Here is a 16,320-nt window from a genome sequence, read left to right on the forward strand (position 1 = left end):
ATGAAGCATGCCGACGATTTCAACTTTGCTGATCTACAAGCCTTGCTGCGCTTCGGCCACAAAAACTTAACAGACAGTTGCTTTCTGTTGCTTAATGTTGTGGACACGGATGCGGCCAAACGGTGGCTTGGTAATGCGCCCATTAGCGCCGCCCAGTTTACGGAGCCCCCGCCGAATACCGCCTTGCAAATCGCATTTTCTGTCAGCGGATTACAAGTATTGGGTGTTAAGCAATCCTTGCTGGACGGTTTTTCAGATGAATTCATCACTGGTATGTCGGGCGATGAAAGCCGCTCCCGCCGCTTGGGAGATATAGGCGCTAATTCCCCGGAATACTGGGATTGGGGCGGCAATGCGCAACAAGTGCCGCACGTTCTATTACTGCTGTATGCCGCCAAAAATGGCATAAAAGCTTGGCGGAAAACAGTTGAAGGCAAGCAATTTGCATCGGCTTTTAAACTCATACGGCAATTGCCCACCTTGGATATCGGCAATATCGAGCCTTTCGGTTTTATTGACGGCGTCAGCCAGCCCTCAATTGATTGGTCGCAACAACAAAGTACAGACCCGCATGACCGCGACGGCTATTCCAATCTATTAGGAGTGGGCGAGGTGGTGCTGGGCTACCGTAACGAATACCAGCAATACACAGCCAGACCACTGATTGATCCGAAGACCGACCCATGCGCAGCAAACTTGCCGGACGCGGAAGATCAACCGACGCTGAAAGATTTGGGCCGTAACGGTAGTTATCTGGTACTCCGCCACCTGGATCAAGATGTTCCCGGCTTCTGGCAGTTTTTAGATCACACGAGTGGCGGTGATCCCGAAAAACGCGAACAATTAGCCGCGGCCATGGTGGGCCGACAACGCGACGGTTCGGCACTACTGCCCCTTGCCGATGAGCACATTCCCGGAATCCCAAGTGACGACAAGTTAAATAGCTTTAATTACGCGGCGGACCCTTACGGCAACCGCTGCCCGATAGGCGCACATATTCGTCGAGCCAACCCGCGCACCGGTGATTTACCTCCCGGCGTGGACAGCTTTTTTTCCCGCCTGAAAAAAATCCTGGGATTCGGCCAAAAATACCCCGATGAGGATCTGGTAGGCTCCTCGCGTTTCCATCGTTTACTGCGACGCGGTCGCGCGTACGGTCAGGTGCTGACCCCGGGAAACGCCACCAAAGCCAATGCGCCCGCCGCCGAGCGCGGACTGCAATTTATTTGTCTGGTTGCCAACATCAACAGACAATTTGAATTTGTACAGAATGCCTGGATGATGAGCAGCAAATTCGGCGGCGTCCAGCAAGAACGAGATCCCTTACTGGGGCATCGCCAAGCACTAAAAAGCGGCATTGCCACCGATCAATTCCATCGCCCAGACCTTTCCGGTCCAACGCAGAAAACCTGCCATCTGCCGCAGTTTGTCCGCGTGCGTGGTGGCGCTTATTTTTTTATGCCTGGATTGAGTGCGCTGAAATATATTGCAAGCTTACCTGCCCAAGGGAGTGATACCGCGCCATGACGATCAAAACATGCGTACTTAAGACCATTCACCGTTTTTTATTGCAACTTCTCTACATCGAACGCCGCTTCGAACCCTGGTTTCGCCCCCAGTTGAACGCACTGTTCCGCGAGCCATCCGTCAGATTGGTGCAATATTTGATTAATCGACGCCGGAAAGAAGAAGGTCTGAAAATTGCGGAGGAAAAATTCGATGCCGATGAAGAGGGCAGTCTGAATAAAATCATCGACCTGATGGCCGACCAGATGCGCGGGCGGTTCAAGCCCGGCGGCTACGAACGGGGCGGCAACACCAAAACGCACGGTGTTGTGAAGGCCTCCGTCACCATACACGACAACCTACCGGAACGTTGCCGCATAGGCATTTTTGCCGAGCAGCGCAGTTATCCGGCCTATGTGCGCTACGCCGGCCCCGGCCCGAATGTGCCTTCCGACATTCAGGATGTCGGCTTTTTGAGCATGGCGGTCAAATTGATGGACGTACCCGGCGACAAATTGATGGATGAAGAGAAATTCACTCAGGACATTATCACCACCAGCGGCGGTCCCACCTTCGTGACTCCCAACACACGGGAAAACGCCAAGTTGCAGTATTGGAGTTTGATGGACATGACGCTCTATTATTTCATTAATCCATTTGATTCCCACTTTCTGGACATGGCAATGCAAAGCCTATGGAATGAAACCCAGTCCAACCCGCTAGGCAAACGTTACTGGAGTTGTACACCTTATCTGTTAGGTGATGGTCAAGCTGTTATGTATTCTTTCGTACCAAAAACCAAAGATATCTACACAAAAATACCGGGACTGCCATTCGGTAAAGTACCGTTCAATTATCTGCGGGAGAACATGATCAAAACATTGAACGAGAAAGATGTGGAATTCGAACTGATGATCCAGTTTCAAACCGACCCGCATTTGATGCCCATCGAAGACAGTTCGGTACGCTGGCCGGAGAAACTGTCGCCTTTCATCCCGGTGGCCACCGTGCATATACCTAAGCAACAAATCGAATCGGAAGCCCTAATCGAATTCACCAAGCGGCTGAAAATGAATCCCTGGCATTGCTTGCCCGAACATCGGCCACTGGGCAATCTGAATCGAGTCCGGTTCAGATTATATTACGAATTATCCAACTTCCGCCAGCACATGAATGGGGTTACTCATATAGAGCCGACTGGAGATGAGGTATTTGATTGATAGGCTTCGGATAATATCAACCTGGAAACACAATAATAATTCGCCATCGTCTCGCCCTTAAAGTCAAGCCCAGTTAAATCACCCCCGGCAAAGCCGGGGGCTTATTATTTTTAGCCCCTCAAAGGGGCCGATTACCGGAATCGCCTGAAGGCGATCAGCTTTTCCAAAGGCTCAACTGCTCGTAACGTTCCTCTTCACGTTCTTGCTCTCGGATGTAATTTCTAACCATCTCTTCATCCAGACCCTCCGTTGAAACAAAGAAACTTCTTGCCCAGAAATTTTCACCCGTGAAGTGCTTCGTCTTCCCTCTAAATGTTCTGGCAATCGATATCGCACTTTTGCCTTTGATAAAGCCTACAACGTTCGATACCGCATATTTGGGCGGGATGCTCAGGCACATATGAACATGATCAGCCATCAAATGCCCTTCCACAATTTCACAGCCCCTTTTACTTCGCCAACTCATGGAATACCGATCCTAAATGCTTGCGCAATTGACCAAACATCACTTTTCGCCTGCGTTTCGGAATAAACATGACGTGATATTTGCAATTCCATCTCGTGTGACTCAGACTTTGGTACTCCCTCATTTCGGATTCTCCAAACTATTGATCAAGTTTCCGAGAATCCGATTGACCGCCTCATAGGTCAAACCTTTGGGAGTCCCCCAGCATAGCCGGGGTTTACCGTCATTAATTACACGCTGGCCGGCCAGCTGGTACCGGTGTTCGGTCTGACTGGAGGCGGCGATTGCTATACTATAGGCGACCGCCCGGATATTCTGCTGCAACACCACGCCACCAGTTACCGCAAACTGATCAAGACGCAATTACTAGGCAAGGCCACGGATTGCCAAGGAGGGGATTGACAAAGTCCTCTATGGTTTAAGATTTTAAACTCGATACGCCCCTCGACCATTCTCCCGAAGGGCGTGGGGGGTATCGAAAACGTCTATTAACTAAAGCGTTATTTTCCACCACCAAACAGCTTGACCATTTCTTCGCGCTGAATCACCTCTTTCTCTTGCAGTAACTCGGCCAGTTTGTCCAGATAGCCGCGCTTGCTGCTCAAGATTTGATGGGCCCGACGCTCAGCATCTTCGATCAAGGTTTTAATTTCGGCATCCACCACCTGCGCTGTTTCTTCACTATAGTTGCGTTGTTCTGACATATCGCCTGGCAAGAATTGCTGTTGCTGGCGTTGGCCGTAGATTTGCGGACCCAGTTTTTTGCTCATACCCAAGAAGCAGACCATGTTGCGGGCAATTTCGCTGGCCTTTTCCAAGTCGTTTTGGGCACCGGTTGAGACGCTTTGCAGCGCCAGTTGTTCGGCTACGCGGCCAGCGAGCAGAATCGCCAGTTGATCCTTTAATTCGGCTTCGGTAGACAGATATTTTTCCTCAACAGGCAATTGCAAGGTAAAACCCAGCGCCGAGACGCCGCGCGGGATGATGGAGATTTTATGCACCGGCTGACCGGTGGGGACGTTTTCGGCAACCAAGGCGTGACCGGCTTCGTGATAAGCCACCCGGCGCTTTTCGTCCGGACCGAGGATGCGGTTTTTCTTTTCCGGCCCGGCCATCACTCTATCGATAGCGGCTTCGAAATCGGCCATGTTGACGGTGTCTCGGCCGCCGCGCGCGGCCATAATAGCCGCTTCGTTGGCGATGTTGGACAGATCGGCGCCGACGAAACCAGGGGTGCGTTTGGCGACCGTGTTTAAATCGATGTCTTTGTCCAGTTGCATGGCTTTGCTATGCAGTTTCAAAATAGCCACGCGGTCGATCAAATCGGGTTTATCGACCACAATTTGCCTGTCGAAACGGCCGGCACGCAGCAAGGCTTTATCGAGTATTTCCGGTCTGTTGGTTGCCGCCATCACCACCACGCCGGAAGTAGCGTCGAAGCCATCCATTTCGGTCAGTAATTGATTCAAGGTCTGTTCGCGTTCGTCGTTGCCGCCCAGCATCGCCGGGCCGCCGCGCGAGCGGCCAATCGCGTCCAGTTCGTCGATGAAGATGATACAAGGGGCTTTTTGCCGGGCCTGTTCGAACAAATCCCGCACCCGCGCCGCGCCGATACCGACGAACATTTCGATAAATTCCGAGGCGCTGATGTTAAAAAACGGCACCCCGGCTTCGCCGGACACCGCGCGCGCCAACAGGGTTTTACCGGTACCGGGCGAGCCGACCAGCAACACGCCTTTCGGCATGCGTCCGCCCAGCTTTTGCAGTTTTTCCGGGGATTTTAGAAATTCTATGGTTTCCTTCAATTCCTGCTTCGCGCTCTCCGCACCGGCGACGTCGTCGAAGGTCGTGTTGGAGGTTTCCTGCTGAATTCTGATTTTATTGCCCAAATTCAAAAAGCCGCGCCCTGCTCCACCAGTCATTTTCGGCAGCAACCACATCCAGATACCGGCAAAGATCGCCAGCGGAATCACCCAGTTAAACAACAAATTACTCAGCCAGTTATCGCCACTTCTGACCGCATACTCAACTTTATGCTCTTGCAGATTTTTAACCAGCGATTCGTCCCACAGAGGTACGGTAAAAAAATGTTTGCCGATTTTTTTGTCTTCTTCTTTTAACGTACCGTTGATGAAACGCTGTGTGACGACGGCATTTTCGACCTTGCTGTCGTTGACCAGTGTCAGAAACTGACTATACGGAATCTCCTGGCCTTGGATCCGTTCGCCGCCGGCAAATAGCGACAGCACGAAAATTCCCAGCAATACATAGAGCCATACAGGCGAACGTTTAGGCTCGCTAGCTTCGGGTTTCTCGGAATTCGGCTTCGGTTTTGATCGGGCTTGCCAGGTTGACTTGAGCCAAACCCAAACCACGCGCAACCACTCGATTAACGCTTGATAAAGCTGAGTTAGTTTTTGCTTATCTATCATGATGCATTGCCCCCGACATTGGTTTTATTGCTCCACTCTACTCCTGTTTTACCAGATTTTGGGGAGTAATCAATCGGCACCGAGATTACTAATAAACGCCGCCCTCAAGCCCGCGCCAAACTTACAACCGTTGCCGGAGAGTGAAATTTGCATCCAAGCTTTAGGTAATTTCGTACATCAAGAAAAACCATAATCTTGCACAATCACTATATCAATAGAGTTGCTGTTCGGCTGCGTTTGCTATTTAATGAATACCGATCAAGGCAAACCGGACGCCCTGCGTCCAGCAACTCATTTTTCCCAACTTTGAATGGAGGGACAAAATGTCAACCCCCCTTAGCAAGTTGATCGGCAGTACATTCACGGATCCGGTCGAACAGGTCGGCATAGCTTTACCGTCCGCCGCATTGGTGGCGGTCTTTTTCTGTTACCGGCAGCGGATTCACCCGGCCCTTCAGCAATTACCCGACCCTTTCGCCGCCAGTACCTCGGGAGCGCTAATTTTCCTATTCCTTACGCTCGCGCTGTCTCTGGTCATCAAAAGACTATCTCACGACGTGTTGAACACTACATATGACCGTTTTTATCGCGACCGTAAACGCCTAAAAGCCGATAGCTGGTATCGGCGCGCGCAAAATTTGGCCTTATCCACTAACGACCCGCTACTCAGCAAATACCATGAGGCACTTGGCAGACTCCGGGACAACAATAACCCCATCGTCGCCCAAGTTGATGCAATGCAAATTCAATCCAAACTCGCCAGAAGTTTAAGCTTGATTTTGGCTATCTTTACTGCGGTACTGCTACTGGCCAAATTGTTTTTACTGGCGTTGGTTTGCGGACTTATCGCAACACTAATGCTGAGCAGTTTTTTCAAGGAACGCTGGAGCGCATCGGAATTGGTTTATCAGGCGCTATACGAAACCTATTTCCGCCAGGAACGCCGCCATCCGATTTGGACTTCTCCGACGATTCATATCAGAAAACCCATATCCAAGCAACGTCAAGATACAGAATCGATAAGCTAATAAGGGGGAAATATCAAACAAGTTAGTAACATAGAAGCCTGACCTGCCGCCTTTTGAAAAAGGTAGCAGGTGGTTTCATTTACCTATATATTTATACGATGTTATATTTTCCAGTCACGAGCAACCCCGTCTCGTTCAGGTAATACATAACTATGGAACACCCGGAATCCTCGTTAACGCCAATTTGACAATTCTCGGCACTAAGGAATCTTAGCAGTACCAGTGTTCTTGGCATAACGTCGGCGGACGAACCTATTTGCCATATCCGGGGGCCAACATGCTGCAAAAACGCCTGATTGCTCTGCTGTTGTTACTGATCCTGCTGCCCACCTTGCTGGTTGGCTATATGGCGTATCGGTTTGCCATCGACAACATCCGCGAAGATCGTTTCAAGATTGTCGGCCGCGTGGCCGAAAGCCGGCACGAACAGCTCAATCTGGTGCTGCAACGCGCCGACAGCCGCGCTCACGCATTCCTGGCCGAAGTGTTAATGAAATGCGTGGCCGCCGACCAATTGAATCAAGATTGCGCCAAGGCGTTTTTAAACGACTACGTACTCACCGAGGGTGCCGGCGGCGCGACTTTTTTCCGCCGTGATACCGCCGAGACCATGCCGGTCAGCGTCGGCGAGCAAACAGTGGCTGTGGCCGATATTCAGCCCTTCAAACCCGGCCAATTAGCCGGATTCAGCCAACCGGCTGCCGATAAGCAGCGTTTGTATTATGTGGTTGCCAAGGATACAAAACTACCCTGGCAATTGCTGGTTAGCTACCCGGTCAGTCTAATTCAAAGCATCTTTGCCGCTCATCCTGATCTGGGTCAATCCGGCGAGTCCTTTCTGGCCGACAACAATGGCTTTTTTGTCACCAGCGCCCGCTATCCCGGCACGCAAGACCATAGTCACCCGATCTCGGCTCGGCCGATGCACGCCTGTTTGAATCAAGAAAATGCCGAAACGATGGATAGCGACTATCGCGGCCACGCGATTATTCACGGTTTTCGCTACATTCCAGAAACCGGCGGCGGCTGTATCATGGCGCATATCGAGCAAGCCGAAGCCTTGGCATCGATTAAGGCCTTGGAACGGCAAATGCTAATAATCGTATTACTCTTCATCGTCTTCACAACCGCCATCGCCAATGCCTTGGCTAGGCGCATCGTCAGGCCGATCTCCCGTTTGAGTTGCACCGCCAGGCGCATACGCGACGGCGACCTGTCCGTCCGAGCCGAAGTATACGGCTTGGACGAGATTGCCGAACTTGCCAGCTCCTTCAATCATATGACCGATGCTCTGGCGGATGCCCAGCATAATCTGGAGGCGAAAATCGCCGAACGCACACAAGCCCTGCGTACCAGCGAAGAACGTTATATGCTGGCCGAACGCGCCGTCAACGACGGTATCTGGGACTGGAATATTGTCACCCACGATTATTATCTGTCGCCGCGCTGGAACAGAATTTTGGGCTACGGCGACGGCGAATTGCCCAATGTGGAATCGATTTTTTTTGAATTGATACATCCGGACGACAAACACCGGGCCGCCGAAAGCTTTCGGCGCCATTTGGAACACAACGAGCGTTACGCCACCGAGCTACGTCTACGCCACAAGGACGGTAGTTACCGCTGGGTGCTGGATCGCGGCGAGGCCTTGCGCGACGAGAGCGGCCAGCCGGTGCGCATGGTCGGTTCCATCACCGACATTACCGAACGCAAGGCGGCGGAAGCGGAGTTGCTGAAATATCGCGAGCACCTGGAAGAACTGGTAGCAATGGCCACGACAGAGGTCAAAGCCATCGTGCAAACCGCGGTGAACGGTGTGATTTCCATCGACAGCGGTGGCCTGATTCGTATGTTCAATCCCGCTGCCGAAAAACTGTTCGGCTGGACCAACGCCGAGATCGTCGGCAAAAATGTCTCGCTACTGATGCCGGAACCGGATGCGTCCGCGCACGACAGTTACATTCAACATTTCTTGGCCACCAATCAGGCTAAAATTCTCGGAATCGAGAGGGAAGTCATCGCCCAGCGCAAGGACGGCAGCCGCTTTCCCGCCAATCTGGCGGTCGGTCACGGCATCATCTCGGAGGACCGGCATTTGTTCGTCGGCTTTATTTCCGACATCAGCCTGCAAAAACAAGCCGAGCAGGAACTGAGACTGGCCAAGGAAGCAGCGGAGGCAGCCGCCAAAGCTAAAGCCAATTTCCTGGCCAATATGAGCCACGAAATCCGCACCCCGATGAACACGGTCATCGGCTTTGCCGAAGTCGCGTTGCAAGACCAAAATTTGTCCGGCGATACGCGCGGCCACATAAAAACCATCCTTAGTTCCGGCCGGCATCTGCTGAGCGTCATTAACGACATTCTGGACTTTTCCAAAATCGAAGCCGGCAAGGTCGAACTGGAATCAGTCTGTTTCAACCTGCCGTTTGCGGTGCAAGAGGCGCTGCAAATCATGGGTTTGCGCGCTGCCGAAAAAGGCTTGCGTATCGATCTGGCGATAGAAGCCGGTTTACCCACCCACTTCGTCGGCGACCCGAACCGTTTGCGGCAGGTGATTTTGAATCTGGTCGGCAACTCGGTGAAATTCACCGACACCGGCAATATCACCGTAACCATCAAGCGCGCGGAAGGCATCGAGATGTTGCATTTTGCGATCAGCGATACCGGCATCGGCATGACCCAGGAACAATCCGAGCGCATCTTCGAATCGTTTTCGCAAGCGGACGCCACTACCAGCCGCCGCTTCGGCGGCACCGGTTTGGGTACCACCATCAGCAAACAAATTGTCGAATTGATGGGCGGCAGAATATGGGTGGAGAGCCAAATCGGTGTCGGCTCGGTGTTTCATTTCACCGTGCATATGCCGGAATCGGCCAGCGCGGAAAACTGCCTATACGACGTCAACCCCGTGCATACCGTGGCTTATTTCTCGCCGCGCCGCTTTAAGGTATTGCTGGCCGAAGACATTGAAGCCAATGCCAATCTGGCCCGTTTGCGTCTGGAACAGCAAGGCCACCAAGTCAGCTGGGTAAAAAACGGCCAGGAAGCGGTGGACGCCTTTTGCGCCGGCAGCTACGATTTGATCTTGATGGATTTGCAAATGCCGGTACTGGACGGTATCGCCGCCACCCGGCAAATTCGCGAGCTGGAAAAATCCAATGGCGGCCATATCCCGATTTTGGCCCTGACCGCCAGCGTGTTAAGCCATGAACGCCGGGAATCGCTGGACGCCGGTATAGACACTATTGTCGGCAAACCTATCGATGTAGACGATTTGTTGACGCAGATGGAACGACTGGTGGCCAAAGGCCATGGCATTGCCAATACAGGCATCAGCATCGCCGAACCGCCGAAAATTGCGGTGGACTTTACGCCTTTGGCCGGTGTCGCCGATTACGAAAAAGGCTTGGCAACCTGGTTGGACCCCTTGATATACGCCGACGCCTTACTGAACTTCGCCGAGCAACATAGCAAAGACGCCGTGAAGATGCGGCGCACCCTGCGGGAAACCCCGGATAACTCGGAAGCGGTAAGACGCATCACCCATGCCTTAAAAGGCGTAGCCGGCAATCTGGCGCTATCGGCTGTCGCCGGTTTGGCAACCGAAATCGACGCCCAATTTAAAACAGCCGATCCGCAAAATATTGTTCAACTTATCGATAAGCTGGACAACGCGTTAAACGATGCAGCACGGAACATTCGCAACTTAAAACTGCCGCTGAAGCCGGCGCAAGTTTCCACGGAAGCGTTCGATGTGGAAAGGGTCGGCAGTCTTTTGCAGCAATTAAATACCGCACTGGATGCGTTGAATCCGGATCATGTCGAACCGATTCTGCAACAACTAACCACATTTCTCGGCGCATCCGAGCTGAAACCGATACGTTTCGAAGTGGACAGTTTCGATTTCGACGGCGCAAAAACCCAGGCCAAACTATTGCTGGATAAATTGGCGAACACGCCCAAGGGAGATTAGATATGAAAAACAGTTACAAAGTGTTGCTGGTGGACGACGAGCCGAACAATTTAAAAGTGCTCCAGCAAATACTCAAAGACCGCTTTCAACTGCTGTTTGCCATCAACGGCGAAAAAGCCCTGGCAGCAGCCAGAGAACATCGCCCCGATATTATCCTGCTGGATATCATGATGCCGGATATGGACGGTTACCAAGTCTGCACCCGTTTAAAAGCCGAACCGATCACAGCAAATATCCCGGTCATTTTCGTCACGGCGATGGGGGAAATGGAAAACGAGGCGCGCGGCTTCGATGTCGGCGCGGTCGATTACATCCAAAAGCCGGTCTCCGGCCCTATCGTGTTACGCCGGGTGCAAACGCATCTGTCCTTGGTACGGGTTGACGAACTGGACCAATTGGCGCGAGCCGCTATCGAAATGCTTGGCGACGCCGGCCACTATAACGACCCTTACACCGGCGATCATATATGGCGCATGGCCGCTTATTCGGCGGCACTGGCCCGCGCTGCCGGCTGGACATCTTCCCAAGTTGCGATGATGGAACTGGCCGCGCCCACCCACGACACCGGCAAAATCGGCATTCCGCACGGCATACTGAAGGCGGCACGGGCGCTGAACGAAGAGGAATGGGCCATCATGAAATCGCATTCGCAAATCGGCTACGACATCTTGAACAAAAGCGACAATCCGGTCTTCAAATTGGCGGCGGAAATCGCCCGCTATCATCATGAAAAATGGGACGGCAGCGGCTACCCACTGGGCCTGACCGGCGAAGCGATTCCGGAATCAGCCAGAATTGTTGCAATTGCCGACGTGTTCGACGCCTTGACCACGAAACGTCCCTACAAAGAACCCTGGCCATTGGCCGACACCCTAAAGGCGATGCAAGACATGGCCGGTAGCCATTTCGATCCGCGCTTGCTGGCGTTATTTATGGCCGATATGCCGGAAATTTTACGGTTGAAGGCAGCTTGGGGGCAGTAAACGAAAGCTCTGCGGGGTCACCGTAATGCAGTTCCTTAGATGCGTTTTCCGATGAAATCCGCCGTTGACCCCGACCTGCCAAAAGCTGTCTGTCGAAATAGTTCTACTAACAGTAGGTAAGCATTCAAAGGCTGCCTTTTAACGCCGGCCGTAACCGGCGCATTTGTAGTTAGTGCAACGAACGAAAAATGCATCGGAGTTAACGGCCTCGTTAGGCAAATTACTCAACAATGCTTTCTCTCTCCAAAACTGCACGAATATCTTCGAATATCGCAGAGACCTTTCCTCTCGGGTATCTGATTTGGCCAAGTCCTTGAATATTGCTGAATTCTTCACAACCATCTTCTAGTAGAACTATCGCTCTTTCAAATCCAAGGCGCCCCTGAAACAAACCAACCTCATGTATGACGTTCATGCGCGCGTGATGATTTCCGTCCGCTTGCTCATCTTCTGCTGTCATTACCAAGAAAGCAAAGCAAGCTTGGTCGAGCATTTGAGCAAGACGAGTAATATTCGTTACTCCGGCCACCGGAACTCGATTAAATTCATCCCAGGGCAATTTAAGGCGATCACTTACAAAATCTTTTAACTCTCTCCAATCTGGCGATCGGCCGTGGCCGATGAAGATATTTGTTCCAATACGCTCTTCTCTTTTTGCGTTGGCCTCTAAATTCTTAATATGGCTAGCCACCTTGAAAATTTTCTTTTTCAATTCCTCACATGCCTTAAAAGGAAATATAGCTGCATTAACTCTCGCCAAAACAGAAAAGTGAGGAGGCACTAGTTGCCCTTTTTCGATGGCCACCATATCTCGCGATATAATTTGTCCTTTAGGACGCCAATAATCTATGAAATCACTTTCATCTAAGAGCTTTGCCTGTTCAATTTTTTCCACAAGACTCGTAAGAAACTTGTCTTTTTCTAAATTGTGTTGTTGAGCATGAATTAGAGATAGCGTCGCTGTTTTGGCTTGATCAAATGCTTCCTCAGCCTTTTTTCCTAGCTCAAATAAATTTTCAATAGACGGATTACCAGCTTTGCTATTAATAAGTGATACAACGTCATCAAACCTATACTCACACCAAGCGCCACGAGAGCCCATTGAATATGAATCCATTAGTCCCCATTCTTGACTAAATGCCGCACCAGGTGGCGGTGCCAGAAAATTTTCGTAATAGATTCTAGAGTGGTAACCAAGCCAAGAGCCTGACCATGATTTCCCTATTTCACTTGCAGCCTCAATGAGCGCATCTGCACCTTCCGATTCGTATGTAGTATACGAATCAAGTGTCTGAGCGATTTTGAATATATCTTGAGAGGCCAACTTTTACTCCTTTTGCCTAATATTTTAATGCGATAACCTGCTCTAAATCCTGGTAACCAACAGGATGCTGCCGTTAGGAGCATCGTTCGCGACTGTTATGCCTTCTTACGTCGGCACAACTCATTTGTGGCTGCCAGTCGTCGGAACAGATGCGCGTTTTTTGATCGGAATACGCACTTGAAAGCAGCGTCGGAATGGCGAACCACTCTGCCGTGCCTATAGTCATTCCAACGCAATCGTCCCCTCGATAAAGTGATTAATGCCGGCGGCGGGCAATTCCAAGGTCATTTTCACCGAGACGGTTTCCGAGCCGTTTAAGGTTCCGGCTTCCAGGGCTTTGGCCACCGCGTGTTCGATTTCCCGTTGGGAGCTGATGCCGACTGTTTTCAGAAATTTTCTGATTTCCATATTAAACGTATCTTCGTTCATACTGCTCACCTATTACCTGTTTGAATTGAAAGTATTGGATTGGTTAACGTCCGAGCCTTACTAAATTAGCTTACGGGCAAAATCCTCGGGCGAACTGAACATTTTGGAAATGTCCTTAATAATTTCCACACCCTGCCCACGCCGACGTTCGGTAAGGAGTTTTTCGCTGACGGTTAACGCTACTCCCTCGTGTATGAGGCGGCGGTCGTTATGCCAGCTGCGACATTTATATTCTCTGACAATTACCAATTTGTTTTTAAAGCGCCGTCCCTTCAATTGCTGTATCGCCCGTTCGCCCGCCCGATCGGAGTCGACATGCACCATGCCATGAAACTCCAAGACTTTGGTGCGTTTATCCTGCAACACCAGAATTTCACACTTTAGGATTTTTCCGGAACGGAAAAAGAAATTTCGTTTCACGGCCGACGCGACATATTGTTGCAATTCGCTGGGGTGGCTGTTTGCCGGAATGTTTCTGACAAAAATAATCATAAGCGCTCGGAACAATTGAAATTCGTATCGTATTGTCCACTCAAGATTACTGGCAAAATCGCGAAATTGCCAATTATTCGGCGATTGACACCTAGCGGAGGCTTGGCTTGGGAATATATCCGTAAAGCGTCGGCCTTTGCCTTAGCCTTTTAATTTGATGCGCCAGCCTTATAGGTGGTCAATTGGTCAGTTGTTGTTGCTGGGCTTTGGCGTTGAAATGATCGATATCGGTGATCAACACGCAATTGCTTAAATCTTTTTGCAATTGCGCGTAGTAAAAACAGGCTCCACTACCGCCCAGCCAGACTTTTGTAGCCTCGCCGCTAACCGCGTCGATTATCAGCTGCAGCTCATCGACGGTAACCTGCTCGGGCGGCGTCTTTACCAAGCCCATCACAATCACGTCCGGTTTTAAATGCTGGGCGGCTTCGATAATATCCTTGGCCGGCAGATCCGCGCCCAGGTAATAACAGTTGTAGCCCTGATTGGCGGCGATCAGGCAGCTTACCAAAATCCCGAATTCGTGCGGATCGCCGCTTGGCGTGGCAAACAACATCCCCGGATTATTCTTTGAATGGTGATGCAAGTTGTTCACCATGCTCAATACTATCCGCTTGATACAGCCCGAAAACATATGTTCCTGGGCGATATTCAACTTCCCGTCATGCCAAAGTTCGCCGACTGTTTGCAAGGCCGGCAACAAAATGTCTCTGGCGTAGTCCAACGGTTCGGCAGCTATCAGAGCCTTCTTTAACAGCTGTTCGCAGCGCTCGATTCGGTACTGTTTCAACGAATCGATGATCTGCGCCAGCAGCGGCGATTGTTCCGGTGCCGGCTGTACGGTGACTTGCTTCTGAAAATCCTGCAGTTGCTGGTTGTCCAAAGCCGCCAGCTTGCCGATGGGATGACCCTTCCGGGTCAGATTGACCAACAGCGTCAGTTTTTCCAGATCCTGTTGCGAATAGAACCGCCGACCGGTGCCGTTGCGCACCGGCGTGATGCAGGCGTAGCGACGTTCCCAGGCTCTAAGTGTTTCCGCTGTCAATCCGGTTAAGGAGGTAATCGCTTTAATTGAGTACATTGTCCAACTTTTGTATAGAATATATTTTGACAAACATTCTACAATCTAGTAAGTTATTTGCCAACACCTTAAATCACCAAGTGAATTGATTATGTCCAACTTAGCCGCATTGCCAATCGATAGCGAGATGGATTCCGGAGCAGAATCCCAACCCAACTCACTTGCCGTTCAAGTCGAACAGGCCAGGCAGACTCTGCTAGCGTTATTGCTGGAAAACAAGCAAACCAACGCTTTGATAATCAACAGATTTTTGCACGATCTTAATTCGGGAGTGGACTGCTCCGATCTGATCGTTGCCAAGAACTCCGAAGACTATAAAAGATTGCTGCAATTGCTGGTCAACAGCCAGGCGGCTGCTAAACAGCATCAGGTTGTTTTCGGTGAGAATAACGGACACGGTAAAGTTGTACAAGTCGAGAATGTTGTACAACTTATGGGATCGGAATTTGCACAACAATCCTTGATTGCCCGCTCGGTCAACCGTTTGCTGTACAGCCTGCATTTATTACCGGTATTTTTACTGGACAGCGCGGCGCAAGCGGATGGAGTATTAAGCACCGACACCGAAGACGGCGCGGATTTTAAAAAACGTCTGGGCCAAGCCAAACGCGATTTGAAAAACTTGCGCCAGCAAATGATCTCCGCCAACACCGGCTTGGTGGCATTTGTGGCTCATAAGTACAAAACCAGCAATCTAAGCTTCGACGATTTAATGCAGGAAGGCTTGGTGGGCTTAATTAAAGCCGTGGACAGGTTCGATCCGGATCGCGGCATCTGTTTTTCTACCTATGCTATCTATTGGATACGGCAAGCTATATCTCGTTTGATCGTTAAACAGGAAAAAATCGTACGCCTACCAGTCGCTCTGGCGGAGAAAGCCGCCACCGTATTCGAGGCAATGCGCAATTGCTACCTTAGATATGAACGTTGGCCAAGTATCGCGGAGCTAAAGGCAGCCTGCGACTTATCCGAACAAGAGATTAAAACCATTAGCAGTTATTACCAGGCCACCCACTCTCTGGATGCCGCTATCGGCGATGACGACGATAACCTGGAATTGATGGCAAAAATGCAGCAGCATCAATTCAGTCTGCCGCTCGATGAACTAATTGATCAGGACCTTGCTCAATATGTCGACAAAGCAGTCGCGTCGCTGCCCGAAAAACAGGCGGCGATTTTAACCATGCGTTTCGGTCTGCGCGATCACACGGAAATGACCTTGCAGGCGGTGGCGGATCAGCTGCATGTTACTCGGGAAAGAGTCAGGCAAATTCAAAACGAAGCTTTAAAAAAATTAAAACAACAATTTGGCTTTGACCTTATGCTATTTCTCGAACCCAAGGATGGCTAACAATAACAATCAATGACCCAGGTCAGGCTAACACT

The 16,320-nt window shown here is 50.8% G+C and carries 12 protein-coding genes and 1 pseudogene; 6 read left to right on the top strand and 7 right to left on the bottom strand.

Annotated elements, in window-relative coordinates:
• Window positions 1-1,527, top strand: a complete 1,527-nt coding sequence (locus ACH50O_RS09095) for a Dyp-type peroxidase (RefSeq protein WP_446811698.1) — start codon at window positions 1-3, stop codon at window positions 1,525-1,527.
• Window positions 1,524-2,726: a catalase family protein gene (locus ACH50O_RS09100; RefSeq protein ID WP_446811699.1), complete on the top strand. Its 1,203-nt coding sequence runs from the start codon at window positions 1,524-1,526 to the stop codon at window positions 2,724-2,726. The genes ACH50O_RS09095 and ACH50O_RS09100 overlap by 4 nt, the downstream gene beginning before the upstream one ends.
• A 154-nt stretch (window positions 2,727-2,880) precedes the next feature.
• Here the strand turns inward: ACH50O_RS09100 and tnpA are convergent.
• The 3 genes and pseudogenes from tnpA to ftsH form a co-directional block, all read right to left on the bottom strand.
• Window positions 2,881-3,316 (bottom strand): annotated as a pseudogene (gene tnpA, locus ACH50O_RS09105) (IS200/IS605 family transposase).
• Window positions 3,313-3,555, bottom strand: a complete 243-nt coding sequence (locus ACH50O_RS09110; protein ID WP_446811700.1) for a hypothetical protein — start codon at window positions 3,553-3,555, stop codon at window positions 3,313-3,315. Before ACH50O_RS09110 ends, tnpA begins: the two are co-directional and overlap by 4 nt.
• Window positions 3,556-3,692: 137 nt before the next feature.
• A complete protein-coding gene (ftsH, locus tag ACH50O_RS09115) occupies window positions 3,693-5,624 on the bottom strand; it encodes an ATP-dependent zinc metalloprotease FtsH (RefSeq protein ID WP_446811701.1) in 1,932 nt (643 codons plus the stop codon).
• Window positions 5,625-5,947: 323 nt separating this feature from the next.
• Between ftsH and ACH50O_RS09120 the strand changes: the two genes are divergently transcribed.
• The 3 genes from ACH50O_RS09120 to ACH50O_RS09130 all read left to right on the top strand — a co-directional run bounded on the left by ACH50O_RS09120 (window position 5,948) and on the right by ACH50O_RS09130 (window position 11,608).
• Complete coding sequence (locus tag ACH50O_RS09120) at window positions 5,948-6,652, top strand: hypothetical protein (protein WP_446811702.1); 705 nt, start codon at window positions 5,948-5,950, stop codon at window positions 6,650-6,652.
• Window positions 6,653-6,929: 277 nt separating this feature from the next.
• Window positions 6,930-10,625, top strand: a complete 3,696-nt coding sequence (locus tag ACH50O_RS09125) for a PAS domain S-box protein (RefSeq protein ID WP_446811703.1) — start codon at window positions 6,930-6,932, stop codon at window positions 10,623-10,625.
• Between the two features lie 2 nt (window positions 10,626-10,627).
• The gene (locus tag ACH50O_RS09130; RefSeq protein WP_446811704.1) at window positions 10,628-11,608 is read left to right on the top strand and encodes a response regulator; all 981 of its coding nucleotides are present in this window, start codon (window positions 10,628-10,630) and stop codon (window positions 11,606-11,608) included.
• 220 nt (window positions 11,609-11,828) lie between these two features.
• On the opposite strand, the gene ACH50O_RS09135 is transcribed toward ACH50O_RS09130, so the two are convergent.
• From ACH50O_RS09135 to ACH50O_RS09150, 4 genes are all read right to left on the bottom strand, one after another.
• Window positions 11,829-12,932 (bottom strand): TIR domain-containing protein, encoded by a 1,104-nt coding sequence (locus ACH50O_RS09135; protein ID WP_446811705.1) that lies wholly within the window; start codon window positions 12,930-12,932, stop codon window positions 11,829-11,831.
• Window positions 12,933-13,154: 222 nt separating this feature from the next.
• Window positions 13,155-13,361 (bottom strand): DUF6494 family protein, encoded by a 207-nt coding sequence (locus tag ACH50O_RS09140; protein WP_446811706.1) that lies wholly within the window; start codon window positions 13,359-13,361, stop codon window positions 13,155-13,157.
• A 60-nt stretch (window positions 13,362-13,421) separates the two neighbouring features.
• Window positions 13,422-13,853, bottom strand: coding sequence for a hypothetical protein (locus ACH50O_RS09145; protein WP_446811707.1), 432 nt, complete (start codon window positions 13,851-13,853; stop codon window positions 13,422-13,424).
• 178 nt (window positions 13,854-14,031) lie between these two features.
• Window positions 14,032-14,934: a MerR family transcriptional regulator gene (locus ACH50O_RS09150; RefSeq protein WP_446811708.1), complete on the bottom strand. Its 903-nt coding sequence runs from the start codon at window positions 14,932-14,934 to the stop codon at window positions 14,032-14,034.
• A gap of 91 nt (window positions 14,935-15,025) precedes the next feature.
• Here ACH50O_RS09150 and ACH50O_RS09155 point away from each other — a divergent pair, with 91 nt between their 5' ends.
• Window positions 15,026-16,285, top strand: coding sequence for a sigma-70 family RNA polymerase sigma factor (locus ACH50O_RS09155; RefSeq protein WP_446811709.1), 1,260 nt, complete (start codon window positions 15,026-15,028; stop codon window positions 16,283-16,285).
• Window positions 16,286-16,320: the final 35 nt, after the last annotated feature.

This window comes from Methylomonas sp. 2BW1-5-20 (assembly GCF_052474515.1).

What these genes read in the sequence shown, in the direction of transcription:
- ACH50O_RS09095 (WP_446811698.1), top strand. Translation starts at nt 1, where the DNA reads ATGAAGCATGCCGACGATTTCAACTTTGCTGATCTACAAGCCTTGCTG.
- ACH50O_RS09100 (WP_446811699.1), top strand. Translation starts at nt 1,524, where the DNA reads ATGACGATCAAAACATGCGTACTTAAGACCATTCACCGTTTTTTATTG.
- ftsH (WP_446811701.1), bottom strand. Translation starts at nt 5,624, where the DNA reads ATGATAGATAAGCAAAAACTAACTCAGCTTTATCAAGCGTTAATCGAG.
- ACH50O_RS09120 (WP_446811702.1), top strand. Translation starts at nt 5,948, where the DNA reads ATGTCAACCCCCCTTAGCAAGTTGATCGGCAGTACATTCACGGATCCG.
- ACH50O_RS09125 (WP_446811703.1), top strand. Translation starts at nt 6,930, where the DNA reads ATGCTGCAAAAACGCCTGATTGCTCTGCTGTTGTTACTGATCCTGCTG.
- ACH50O_RS09130 (WP_446811704.1), top strand. Translation starts at nt 10,628, where the DNA reads ATGAAAAACAGTTACAAAGTGTTGCTGGTGGACGACGAGCCGAACAAT.
- ACH50O_RS09140 (WP_446811706.1), bottom strand. Translation starts at nt 13,361, where the DNA reads ATGAACGAAGATACGTTTAATATGGAAATCAGAAAATTTCTGAAAACA.
- ACH50O_RS09145 (WP_446811707.1), bottom strand. Translation starts at nt 13,853, where the DNA reads ATGATTATTTTTGTCAGAAACATTCCGGCAAACAGCCACCCCAGCGAA.
- ACH50O_RS09150 (WP_446811708.1), bottom strand. Translation starts at nt 14,934, where the DNA reads ATGTACTCAATTAAAGCGATTACCTCCTTAACCGGATTGACAGCGGAA.
- ACH50O_RS09155 (WP_446811709.1), top strand. Translation starts at nt 15,026, where the DNA reads ATGTCCAACTTAGCCGCATTGCCAATCGATAGCGAGATGGATTCCGGA.